At 61.5% G+C, this 11,784-nt stretch carries 8 protein-coding genes; 1 reads left to right on the forward strand and 7 read right to left on the reverse strand.

The annotated features are described in order from the left end of the window. Positions 1–18: 18 nt before the first annotated feature. The 4 genes from GCM43_RS19710 to GCM43_RS19725 form a co-directional block, all read right to left on the reverse strand. Entirely contained in the window at positions 19–3,348 is a 3,330-nt protein-coding gene (locus tag GCM43_RS19710) for a DEAD/DEAH box helicase (protein ID WP_226929570.1), read from the reverse strand. A 161-nt stretch (positions 3,349–3,509) separates the two neighbouring features. Continuing rightward, entirely contained in the window at positions 3,510–5,249 is a 1,740-nt protein-coding gene (locus GCM43_RS19715; protein WP_152247447.1) for a methyl-accepting chemotaxis protein, read from the reverse strand. 247 nt (positions 5,250–5,496) lie between these two features. Next, entirely contained in the window at positions 5,497–6,036 is a 540-nt protein-coding gene (locus tag GCM43_RS19720) for a DinB family protein (RefSeq protein ID WP_152247449.1), read from the reverse strand. Positions 6,037–6,048: 12 nt separating this feature from the next. Next, complete coding sequence (locus tag GCM43_RS19725; protein WP_152247451.1) at positions 6,049–6,648, reverse strand: MarC family protein; 600 nt, start codon at positions 6,646–6,648, stop codon at positions 6,049–6,051. Positions 6,649–7,057: 409 nt separating this feature from the next. Between GCM43_RS19725 and GCM43_RS19730 the strand changes: the two genes are divergently transcribed. Then, complete coding sequence (locus GCM43_RS19730; protein WP_152247453.1) at positions 7,058–8,806, forward strand: methyl-accepting chemotaxis protein; 1,749 nt, start codon at positions 7,058–7,060, stop codon at positions 8,804–8,806. Here GCM43_RS19730 and GCM43_RS19735 read toward each other — a convergent pair. The 3 genes from GCM43_RS19735 to GCM43_RS19745 all read right to left on the reverse strand — a co-directional run bounded on the left by GCM43_RS19735 (position 8,803) and on the right by GCM43_RS19745 (position 11,765). Next, positions 8,803–9,954, reverse strand: a complete 1,152-nt coding sequence (locus GCM43_RS19735; protein ID WP_152247455.1) for an AI-2E family transporter — start codon at positions 9,952–9,954, stop codon at positions 8,803–8,805. The genes GCM43_RS19730 and GCM43_RS19735 overlap by 4 nt on opposite strands. 154 nt (positions 9,955–10,108) lie before the next feature. After that, complete coding sequence (locus tag GCM43_RS19740; RefSeq protein ID WP_152247457.1) at positions 10,109–11,170, reverse strand: GGDEF domain-containing protein; 1,062 nt, start codon at positions 11,168–11,170, stop codon at positions 10,109–10,111. 244 nt (positions 11,171–11,414) lie between these two features. Next, the gene (locus GCM43_RS19745) at positions 11,415–11,765 is read right to left on the reverse strand and encodes an antitoxin VbhA family protein (protein ID WP_152247459.1); all 351 of its coding nucleotides are present in this window, start codon (positions 11,763–11,765) and stop codon (positions 11,415–11,417) included. Positions 11,766–11,784 lie beyond the last annotated feature (19 nt).

Below are 11,784 nucleotides of genomic sequence, written 5' to 3' on the forward strand. Positions count from 1 at the left end.
GGCGGAACTGACCCCGCGTTAGGCCATCTCCACCAAAAACTCATGCACATCGGTATGCGCAAGCTGGGCGCAGGCGGCGGAGAAATGCGGCAGTTGGCCCCAGACGCGCGGGTTGCCGACGATGTAGATGTAGTGCTGGGCGCGTGTCAGCGCCACGTTGAGCAGGTTCGGGGTGGCGGCTGCCCATTGCGCGGCGCCCATCGTGCTGTCGTCGGCGCCCAGCACCAGCATCACCACGCCTTGTTCCTTGCCCTGGAAGGTGTGCACGGTGCCGACCATCTTGCTGCACCACTGGCGCAGTTCGTGCGTGGTCGGTGACCTGCCGTAGCCGAGGCGGCGGTCCCAGTCCAGGTCCATGATGCGCGCGCGCAGTTCGTTGCGCATGGCCTTGAACGGCGTGATCAGATACAGGGCCGGCAGCTTGCCGTCGCGGCGGTACAGTTTGAGCAGCACTTCCAGCACGAACTCGACCTGCAGCGGCACCACCTGCTTGTAGCTGACGGGCGCGGCCACGTCGATCCAGCGGCTCGGGCCGCGCGTCAGGCCACGGCTGCCTGCCGGTGGCATACGTTCGGCCAGGCCATAGACCATCTTGTCTTCATAGGCAATCGCATTGGCCAGCGAGAACATCGGCTCGACGCAGCGGCGATGCACACGCAGTGGGCTGCCGATCCACAGCGGCTGGGTGCTGTGGGCGCCGACCAGCGCGCCGTGGCGGTTGGCCTGGTCGGCCAGGCTTTGCACCGATACGCCGGTCGGCGCATAGCGGCCGTCCTGGGTATGCGGCGACAGGTTCGACAGGAACTGCACCAGCCTGCCCGGCACCGTAAATACCGGCTCGATCTGCAGCGGATCGCCCACCACCACCGCGCGCCTGGCGCGCCACAGGCTGCCCACGGCCGACTGCGGCGGCGCCTGGCCGGCTTCGTCGATAAACAGCCAGCCCAACGACTCCGGCCCCATGCCCCGGAACTGGCGTGCAAACGAGGCAAAGGTGGTCGACACCACCGGCACCACCATGAACAGGCTCTGCCAGACCATCGGAATATGCGACTGGTCATAGGCGCGCTTGTTCTTCAGCAGCTTGGACACGGCCAGCAGGTTGCCGCCAAAGCCGGGGCCGCCCTTTTTGGCCACTTCGGCCAGCCATGCTTCATGCAGCGCCAGCGCCTTGGCAAACAGGCGCGAGCGCAGGCGCGCCAGCGCCGGTTCATGCCACAGGCCGTTGATCTGCAACTTTTCGCTGTCGAGTTCTTCGAGCGAATCGGGCGCCACCAGCGTGGTAAAGCGCAGGCGCGCGCGGCGCAGCATTTCGGTATTGTCTTCCCATTCGCGACTGCGCGACTGGGCAATCCTCAGCGCATCGTGCAGGCCGTTGCGGCCGCGCTCGCAGCGCGGCTCCAGTTCGCCCTTGAGCAGCAGCTTGACGGCGGAAATGTCGCGTGCCGTCTGGCGTTGCGCTTCGGCATTGGCCTGCACGGCCGCCTGGTAGGCGCGCGCCTTGGCGGTGCGAAACAGGCGCGCAAAAAAGCCCGGCTGCGTCAGGCCTACCAGGCGCTCGTCTTCCTGCAACGCTTTCTTGGCAGCCAGCAAAGTGTCCTGTTGCGTCAGCGCCTGTTCCAGCGCCTCGCTGCTCGCTTGCATTTCCTGTTCGGCCAGCGCCAGCGCCTCGACGCTGTTTTGCAGGAACTGTTCTTCGGTACAGGTCCCCACCGATTGCCACAGCGCTGCGTATTGCGCCTGCTCGGCCAGCGCCTTTTCCACCACATGTTCGGTTTCGCGGAACTCACGCGCCGCCTGCGCAAAACTGATGCCCTGGTGGCTGGCCAGCCACTGGCGGATATTTTGCATATGCACCGTCTTGCGCGGCGTGGTCTTGTCCCAGTCGTCGTCGTAGAAATTGCTGATAAAGCGGTGGCGGTTGCGGCCGTTGCCGAGCGCGCAGGAAATCAAACCCCACGGCGCTTCTTCGTCGGTCAACTGGTGATTGGCGCCGTTGCCGTCGGCCGCCACGCGCCGCGCCACGCTTTCAAAATAGCGCGTGCGCGCCCATTCCTTGCCCAGCTGTTTGGGTTTGGGCAGGTCGGTCGAGATGTTTTCCACCGCCGCATTGTTGGACGACGTCACCACCATCTCGAAGCCGGTCAGCTCCGGGCGCAGACGGGCGATCGTGATCGGATCGCGCACGCCCTCGAAGGCGACCGCGACCTTGCCGATAAAGGCGTCGGCTGCGCGGTCCAGGCAGGCCAGCACGCTGGCGCGGCGCACGATATTGTCGGCAAACAGTTCGCGCAGCAAGGTGGTCTTGCCGGTACCTGGCGGGCCGTTGACGGAAAAGATGCCGCGCTCGGCCACGCCGGTGCGCGCACCGTTGATGGCGAACTGCTGCATCAGCGACAGTGCATAGCCGGAGTCTTCCAGCCAGTGGCCGCGCTGCATATTGGCCGGATTGAGCATGGCGGCCAGCGCGCTGCGTCCGGCCGGGCTGTACAGGTCGATACGCTCTTCCTGCGCCAGCGGCGTCAGGTAGGCGGCCAGCGTGGCGGGCACCTTGCCGCCACGCAAGGCGCGGATAATCTGTTCCAGGTCGTCCAGGTAGAAACTGTTGAGAATATCGATGGACGGCTCGACCGGGTCGCCAAAGTCGAGCGTGCGGTTGGCCTCGGGTGCATCGGCATCCTTTGGTGGGCGTTTTTTTCGCGTGCGTACTTCGAGCACGGCCAGCGGCTGCGCTGCCGACGGGTGGAAATTGGCCCAGTCGCGCAGCAGGTCGGCCAGCGCGGCGATTTCCATGCCCGACAGCGGCGTCGACGTATTGCCGGCTTCATCGCTGACCACCATCGGCGTGCGTGCGGCGGCAAAGTCGCGCAGGCTGTCCTGCAGCGCCAGCTGGCTGTCGGCAAAGGCGTCGAGGTTCAGGCCGCTCCAGGCCACGTCGCGCGGGCGGCCCAGCGCCCATGGCAGGGTCGATACCGACACCGGATCGAACAGCGGCTCGCCCAGCGCATTGAGATTGATGCGGGCAAAACAGGTGCGGCCGGCCAGTTCGGTCTTTTCCAGTTCGGCCATCGATTCGGGCGCGCCCGAGGCGGTGCAGACGCGGTTCACTTCCGATTTGTCGAACACGCCCAGGAACAGGCCGAAGCTGTCGATCTCGTAGCCGGACGGCACCTGCCAGTTCAGGAAGAACTGCGGCGGCAGGGCAGCCAGGTGTTCGCGCTGCAGCAGGCGCACGCTGGACTGGTCTTCCACGTCCGTAATCTGATTCAGGTCAAACGGGATAAAGAATTCGATCTTGTGCCAATACTCCAGGATAGCCAGGAGGCGCTGCTGTTCTGCCTGATTCATGATGACCAATAATTTGTAAAGCGAGCGGGGATTGTAAAGCGTATGCGGCCCGCGTGTTTTATGCGTTTGTGCCCGGGGGGTCTTTTCAGGGCAAAAAAGTCGAAAAAAAAGCCAGGCGGAAACTTCTGCCTGGCTTTCATTGTTTCAAGCGTAACGACTGCTTAAAATTCTTCCCACTCGCTTTCGGCTGGCTTGCTGCTGGCCGGCGCTGCTGCCGTTGCCGTTGCGGCCACTTTGCGCGCCGGACGCGCCAGCTTTGCCCTGGCTGGCGCTGATGTGACCAATGGCGCCAATGGCACGCTGCGTGCTGCCGGCCGGCTGCTGCGTACGGCGGCCAGCTTGGGTGCGGCCACCGCATGGCCGGTCTTGAAAAAGCCCACCACATGGGCCAGCTCGCCGGCCTGCTCCTGCATGCTTTGCGAGGCCGCCGCCGCTTCTTCCACCAGCGCCGCGTTTTGCTGGGTCACTTCATCCATCTGCGTAATGGCCAGGTTGATCTGCTCGATGCCGATCGTCTGTTCATGCGTGGCCGAAGTGATTTCACCCATGATGTCGGTCACGCGCACAATGCTGTCAACGATATCGCCCATGGTCTGGCCGGCGTCGTTGACCAGGCGCGAGCCGGTTTCCACGTTCGCCACCGAGGCGGCGATCAGTTCCTTGATTTCCTTGGCGGCCTGGCTCGAGCGGTGCGCCAGGTTGCGCACTTCCGACGCCACCACCGCAAAACCGCGACCCTGCTCGCCGGCGCGCGCCGCTTCCACGGCCGCGTTCAGGGCCAGGATATTGGTCTGGAAAGCAATGCCGTCAATCACGCCGATAATATCGACAATCTTGTTCGACGACGCATTGATGGTGCCCATGGTGTCGACCACCTGCGAGACGATATTGCCGCCGCGCACTGCCACTTCGGAGGCGTTTTGCGCCAGCACATTGGCCTGGCGCGCATTGTCGGCGTTCTGCTTGACGGTGGAGGTCAGTTCTTCCATGGCCGACGCAGTTTCTTCCAGCGAGCTGGCCTGCTCTTCGGTGCGCGACGACAGGTCGTGATTGCCCGAGGCAATTTCGCTCGACGCGGTAGCAATTGCATCGGTGCCGTGGCGCACTTGCGCCACGACGCCCAGCAGGCTGTCGTTCATGGCTTTGAGCGCACCGAGCAGGCGGCCGGTCTCATCGCTGGAGTCGACCACGATCTGCGACGACAGGTCGCCCGAGGCCACCGTTTCGGCCACCGCCACGGCCGCATTGATCGGATGGGTGATCGAGCGCGTAATGATCCAGGCAACAAAAGCGCCCAGCAGCACCGCCACCGAACCGAGTATCAGCATGAAATTGCGCGCGCTGTGGCTGACGGCTTCCGCATCCATGGCCGCCTGCGCCGCCTGTTCGCCTTCATAGGCCACCAGGCTGTCGAGCGCCTTGAGCACGCGGTTCAGGCTGGGCGCCGCTTCGCGGGTCAGGTAGCTGACGGCTTCTTCTGTCTGGCCCGCCTTGCGCAGCTCGACCACCTTGTTGTTCATCGGTGCGCCCGCTTTCAAGGCGGCGTCGAGTTCGCTCATCAAGGCCGCCTCGCGGTCGGTCGATACTTTCTGCTGCAGCGTTTCCTTGGCCGCACCATATTTTTTGCGCGCGTCGCCGATCTTGTCGAGCTGAGCCTGTACCTGCGCATCATCGGCAGCAACCACCACGCTGGTAATGGCCAGCGTAATGCTGCGCACGTTGTCACTCATGGTATTGGCCGCCGCCATCTTGACGTTTTTATCGGTCACGATGTCATGCGTGCGCTCGCTCAGTTTTGCCACGGAATACAGGCCGACCAGCAATACGGCCACCAGCAGGCCAAGGACGACAGCGAAGCCAATACCGAGCCGCGTGCCAATATTGAATTTTTTAAGGGACATGATTGCTTTCGTTTTTGCGGGAACGTGGAGGCCAGGCGCTACGTGTTATCACTTAGCGCGGCAAGGCTGCAATTGTTCCTCAAAAAAACACAGGGCAATACAAAAAAATGTATCAGATCAAAAAATAGTTAGAAAAAATGCAGTATTGAAACTGAGTTGTCGTGTGGAAACAACGAGAAAACGCTTAAGCGAACTCGTCGTTTTAGATATGCCGGCGCCTGCCATTGCAAGGGTGTGCAGAGGGCAGTCAGCCTGGCAACTGGCTCGGTATGCAAAACAGCAAATCGGTATCGCCAAGTTCGGCGCCAGCCTGCGACAGCAGGGTGCTGGCCTGGCCGCGATGGTGGGTCTGGTGATTAAAGAAATGCATCAGCAGGCTGAAGAAATGGCGCCGGTTCGGCCCCTTGCTGTTGCGGTAGTCGAGCAGGTGGTCAAGCTCGTCTTCGTTGATCGACGCCGCCCAGTCGACAATCACCTGATCGAGCCATAGCCGGTGCGCATGCATGGCGGCAAAGTCGTCAAACAGCGGCTCGGTCAGCGAGGCGGGCGGACGGATCGCGCGTACCGGGTCGAGCAAGGGGAAGCCGGCCGGGTGCGCGGCAAAGCGCTGCAGCCACAGGGTGTCACCGCACAGCAGGTGGTTCAGCGTGCCCAGCAGCGAGCCGAAAAAGGCGCCGCGTTCGCGCTGCAGCTCGCCAGGGGCGAGACCCGCTGCCGCCGCATACACCTTGGCGTTCATCCACTGGTTGTACTGTGCCATCAGGCAAATATGCGCGGTGCGGCTCATGGTTGGCTCCCGTCAGATCGATTTCAAAAAGGCCCGTATGCCGGCCAGCAGCATTTCAATCGCCATTGCCGTCAGGATCAGGCCCATCAGGCGCTCGAAGGCTGTCATCACACGTGGCCCCAGCGCGCGCTGCAGCCGCTCGGCGCTCAAAAACACCGCCAGCCAGACCATGGCCACGGCGCTCAAACCGGCAACGTGCGCAATCACTTCGTCGATTTCATGCGAGGAAAACAGCAGCACCGTGGCCAGTGCCGACGGGCCCGCCAAGGCGGGAATGGCCAGCGGCACGATAAATGGCTCGTCGGCCAGGTCGGCTTCCGCATTGCCGTTCGAGGGCTGTGGAAACACCATGCGCATGGCGATCAGAAACAGAATCACGCCGCCGCCGATGCGCAGCGCCACTTCCGACAATTGCATGGCTTTCAGGAAATGGCGGCCAAAAAACATAAAGACCAGCAAGATGCCAAAGGCAATCGCGCATTCGCGCACCACCACCTTCCAGCGGCGCGCCACCGGCACGCGTTTCAGGGCATTGACGAACAGCGACACGTTGCCAAATGGATCGGTGACAAGCAACAGCAGGATAAAGGTCTGGAAAAAATTCTGGGTCATGGCAAGGCTAAGATCGACAGCGCCGCAAGTAGGGTGTGCGCTATGGCGAGGCTCGCGATGATAACAAGCTCTGCAGTTATCTCCCATCATTACATAACAATATGATTGATAATGGTTGATTATTGCGATTTTATTATTTCTTCTCGGAAAAACATCATCCTGATGTGATAAAGCGTGATTTTTTTCAGCGATTTATTGATACGCGTAAATATTCCCTGTAACCTTGTAAGTCAGAAATAGCAATGCGTGGCCACCTTACTCTGTTGCCGCGCGACCTCCGAATCGAGTGGGCCGCCTTCCCCCTGCCGCCATCGCACTCCTTCCGATCCAACCAAGAATAAATGTTATGCCATGACCTGCGTGCGTCCTGTGGATGCGTGTTGCGCTGGTGTTTCACCAAGGAAAAATCATGTCCGCCAAAATTACCATCAAATTGCGCCTGATCGCCACCATGTGCGTGCTGGGCCTGCTCATTGCCGTGCTCGGCATCATGAGCATTATCGGCCTGAAGTCGGCCAACGGTGCCCTCAATGAGGTCTATACCAACCAGCTGGCCTCGACCCAGGCCATCGGCGAATCGCAGATCGCGCTGGGCCGCGCACGCTTTACCATGGACCGCGCCGTGCTGCATCCGGAATCGCCCGCCGGCAAGGAAGCACTGGGCAATGCCGAAAAGTTTATTGAAAAATCCGATACCGCCTGGAAGCGCTACCTGGCGCTGCCGCAAAGCGCCGACGAAAAAATCCTGTCCGACGAGATGGACAAGAAGCGCATCGACTACATCAACAATGGCCTGCTGCAGATCCTCAAAGCGCTGCGTGAAAACAAGGTAGCCGAGGCCGACCAACTGGTGATGGCGGGCGTGCTGCCGCTGTCGCGCACGCTGGAAGATTCGGTGGCCAAGCTGACCGCCTTCCAGGTCTCGGGTGCGGAAAAAATGTATGAAGACAGCCAGGCCAGCTACCAGACGCAATTTGCCGCCGCGATTGCCGGTCTGGTCATCGGTTTGCTGATTATTGTGGTGTCCACTGTATTGCTGTTGCGCGCCATCTTTACGCCGCTGGAGCAGGCGCTGCGCCACTTCGACGCGATTGCCGACGGCAACCTGGCCAACGATATCGTGATTGCCCGCCACGATGAAATGGGCGCCTTGCTGTCGGGTCTGCAGCAGATGCAGGAACGCCTGTCGACTACCGTGCGCGGCGTGCGCGACGGCAGTGGCGCGATTGCCACCGCCAGCAATGAAATTGCCTCGGGCAACCTGGACCTGTCGAGCCGTACCGAACAGCAGGCATCGAGCCTCGAAGAAACTGCGTCGTCGCTGGAAGAGCTGACCTCGACCGTCAAGCAGAACTCCGACAATGCGCGCCAGGCCAACCAGCTGGCCGTGTCGGCCTCGGACGTGGCCGTCAAGGGCGGTGCGCTGGTGCAGGAAGTGGTGGCCACCATGGGCACTATCAGCGAGTCGTCGAAAAAGATTGCCGACATTATCGGCGTGATCGATGGGATTGCCTTCCAGACCAATATCCTGGCGCTGAACGCAGCCGTGGAAGCGGCGCGCGCCGGCGAGCAGGGCCGTGGCTTCGCGGTGGTGGCCACCGAAGTGCGCAACCTGGCGCACCGCTCGGCTTCTGCCGCCAAGGACATCAAGCAGCTGATCGAAGCGTCGGTGCAGAACGTGGGCACCGGCAGCGACCTGGTAGCGCAGACCGGCACCACCATGGAAGAGATCGTGTCGAGCATCCGTCGCGTGACCGACATCATGGGTGAAATCAGCGCCGCCGGCCGCGAGCAGGAGCTTGGCATCGGCCAGATCAACCAGGCCGTCGCCGAGATGGACACCGTCACCCAGCAGAACGCCGCGCTGGTAGAAGAGGCGGCCGCCGCCTCCGAATCGATGCAGGAGCAAGCTGCCGCGCTGGCCGAAATGGTCAGCCGCTTCAAGCTTGACGCCAACCACAGCGCACCAACTGCTGCGCCCGTACTGCGCAAGCCGGCAGTGAAGGTTGTACCGGCAGCCCCGGCTGCAGTGAAACGCCCGTCGCTGCGCCTGGCTTCGACGCGCCCGGCAGCCGCTGCTGCAGCCCCGGCAGCTGCCGCCAGGCCGCGTCCGGCCAAGCCCGCCGCTGACAACAGCGGCGAGTGGGAAGAGTTCTAACTCAGGCCAGCTTCCCCGTGGCGCTGCTGCTCGGCCAGCAGCGCCGCTTCGGCCGCCGCCCTGGCGCGCTTCTCCTCTGCCAGGGCTTCCGCTTTCTCAAGTGCATCGTGGCGCGCCTGCAAGGCCGCCCGCGCCCGCACAAATACGATCTTGATCGCCGCCATCACCGGCACCGACAGGAAAATGCCCACCACGCCACCGAGCTGATCGCCAGCCAGCAGGCCGATAATCACCATCAGCGGGCTTACTTCCACGCCTTCGCTCATCAGGTAAGGATTGAGCACGTAATCCTGGAACAGGCGGTAGGCGGCAATAAAGCCGATCAGCCAGAACACATGTTCAAAGCCGCTGAAGCCGGCCACGATCACCGCAATTACGGCCGCCGCTAGCGGGCCGGCAAACGGAATAAATTCAAGCAAGGCCGCAGCGCCGGCCAGCAGCAGGCTGTACGGCACGCCCATCAAGGAGAACGCCACGCTGTAGGAGATAAAGGTGGCAATCGACAACAGCAGCAGCGCGCGCACATAGCGTGACAGCAGCACGTCGAGGTCCTCGATAATCGCGCCCCACAGTTTCCTGTTCGGACGGTTCAGCAGCGACAGCAAGCCGTCGCGCATGTCCGGGCCTTCCTTGATCAGCAGAAAGCTCAGCACCGGCACCAGCACCAGATAGATCAGATTGCTGGCCGCATGCATGACCGTCAGGCCCAGTTCCTTGGCCAGCGGCATTGCCTGGCCCGAGCCGCTGCTCAGCTGGGTCTGCAGGAACGACAGCAGGCGCGCACGCAGCGGCTCCATGAATTCCGGCAGCGGAATGCGTTCGGCAAAGTTATTGCCGTGCAGTAGCGTTGGCAGCTGCTCGCTCAGCTTGGTTGCTTCCTCTTCGATGCGTGCGCCAAAAATTGATCCCAATATGGCCACCAGCAAGATCACCACCAGGAATACGATCCCGATATTGACGGTGCGCGGCAGGCGCTTGGGGCCATATTTTTCCAGCAGGCCGATCAGGGGATAAACCAGATAGCTGAAAAACACCGCAAACACCACCACGATCAAGGTCGACGACACCTTGTAGATAATGAACAGCAAGAAAGCGACAAGAAACGCCGTCCACACCATCTTGGCGACGCGCAAATTAAATCCGAACATAAAAGTTTCCTTGGACAAAAGGTCGCCCGGGCTTGGCAAGGCTGGGGCAAAGAGGTGCGCAGGGCAGGGGTTGGGCAGAGCAGCACGGATGGGAAATCATACCGTAGAATGTCAAAATACCATGTTCATTTGCGTAGCGGTAACAGATGACGCTTCAGCTAGCCGCCAGCTCATAGCGGTTCTTGCCATTTTTCTTGGCCAGATACAACGATGCATCGGCGCGCCGGTAGCTGTGTGCCAGATCCGTGCCCTTGACCAGTTCGGCTACACCGATGCTAATCGACACCTTGCGCTCGCCGGCAAAGGCCGCCTCGACAGTTTCGATCAGCTGCGTGGCAAGCAGGCAGGCACCATGCTTGTCGCCCTGGTAAATCACGGCAAACTCCTCGCCACCGAGCCGCCCGCACAGATGCTCGCCAGCTATCCCGGCAATCACCTCGGCCGTTTTGCGCAGGACCTCGTCGCCCACGTCATGGCCGTGTTCGTCGTTGATCTGCTTGAAGTCGTCGATATCGATCATCAGGAAATACGCCGGCGCCAGCGCGCTGCGATGCAGCTGGCGCGCGCTTTGCGTAAAGCGGCGCCGGTTGTTCAGGCCGGTCAGGCTGTCGGTATAGGCCATCGTGGCCAGCTCGCGCTGAGCCTGGTAATTGTGGATCCGCAGCACCAGGAAATACACATTCAGGGACAGCCCGATCAGCATGCTGACCACCACCGCCAGCATCGGCCAATACTGGTCGGCCTGCTGCGGATGCGCCGGAAACTGCTCCCAGCCCAGCATCACCCACACGCACAGCGACACGGCCAGATACCAGGCAATACCACTGAACAAGGGCGCAATCGTCAGCGTGATCAGCACGCCCAGCGGCAACACCCAGAATGAAGGATCGTCGGTAGCCGCAATCAGCACCTGAAAGCCATAGGTTACAAACAGCACGCTGGCCGACCCGCTGACGACAATCGCCAGCAAGCTCTTGCCCAGCGCCGTGATGGTCACGCCTGCCACCATGCCCACCAGCGCAAGGCTGGCGCTTTGTGTATCGAGCGCATGCCGGTGCTGCATCAGCGCCACCGTGACCAGCCAGCTGGCCACGCCAAAGCTCAGCGTCACGATCGAAATGAAATGCAGCTCCTTGAAGAAGCGCTGCTGCTGCTCCGGCTCCCCCAACAGGAACAGATAGGTCCAGATAGACGAGCTGCTGCGCGAAGTCGGCATGGCGTATGTCCCGGCTGGCAAGGCTAGACGACAGAGGTGCCGCCAGCTCACTGCCGGCGGCGCACAGATGCATGATGCTGCTTGCAAGTGTACTGGGTTCTTTCAGGAAAGAGGAGCGCAGATTCGACATTAGCCGTGCCCCACAGGTCAGATTAGCGTGGCAACGCCACGCGTAATCTGACAACGTTCGCCCCTGCGACGCGGCCCCCGATCTGCCACCAGGACGCCGCCACCTGCCAGCAGTTCAGCCTGTCGAACCGTGCTTTCCTGCAACCCCGGCAATATAGGCATCCATATCAATTTCACCATTAGCCCAGCGCAGGCCGTGCTGCCACTCTTCTTCGCTGATCTTGCCGCCCGACAGTTCAACATTGGCGCGCGCAAAGTCGAGCGCCTCATGGCGTTCCCGTTGCTCTGCACTCATCGACTGGCGTTCGATGTTCTTCTGCTTTTGCGCAGCGTCATAAGCCTGCATGTCGGCATCGTATTGCTCACGCAGGCGCGCAAACACGTCCGCCTTAGTGCTGGCGGCCAGACCAATATCTTCGCGTAGCTGCGCGGCAAGCGGGGATGATTCGTCTTGTATTTTGGTCATACGCTGTTATTCCTCATTA

Origin of the sequence: Janthinobacterium aquaticum, assembly GCF_009208565.1 — a bacterium.
GTDB lineage: Bacteria > Pseudomonadota > Gammaproteobacteria > Burkholderiales > Burkholderiaceae_D > Janthinobacterium.

Excerpts from the sequence above, each read along its gene's own strand:
- GCM43_RS19725 (WP_152247451.1), bottom strand. The coding sequence starts at position 6,648 with ATGACCCAGAATTTTTTCCAGACCTTTATCCTGCTGTTGCTTGTCACC.
- GCM43_RS19715 (WP_152247447.1), bottom strand. The coding sequence starts at position 5,249 with ATGTCCCTTAAAAAATTCAATATTGGCACGCGGCTCGGTATTGGCTTC.
- GCM43_RS19745 (WP_152247459.1), bottom strand. The coding sequence starts at position 11,765 with ATGACCAAAATACAAGACGAATCATCCCCGCTTGCCGCGCAGCTACGC.
- GCM43_RS19740 (WP_152247457.1), bottom strand. The coding sequence starts at position 11,170 with ATGCCGACTTCGCGCAGCAGCTCGTCTATCTGGACCTATCTGTTCCTG.
- GCM43_RS19735 (WP_152247455.1), bottom strand. The coding sequence starts at position 9,954 with ATGTTCGGATTTAATTTGCGCGTCGCCAAGATGGTGTGGACGGCGTTT.
- GCM43_RS19720 (WP_152247449.1), bottom strand. The coding sequence starts at position 6,036 with ATGAGCCGCACCGCGCATATTTGCCTGATGGCACAGTACAACCAGTGG.
- GCM43_RS19710 (WP_226929570.1), bottom strand. The coding sequence starts at position 3,348 with ATGAATCAGGCAGAACAGCAGCGCCTCCTGGCTATCCTGGAGTATTGG.
- GCM43_RS19730 (WP_152247453.1), top strand. The coding sequence starts at position 7,058 with ATGTCCGCCAAAATTACCATCAAATTGCGCCTGATCGCCACCATGTGC.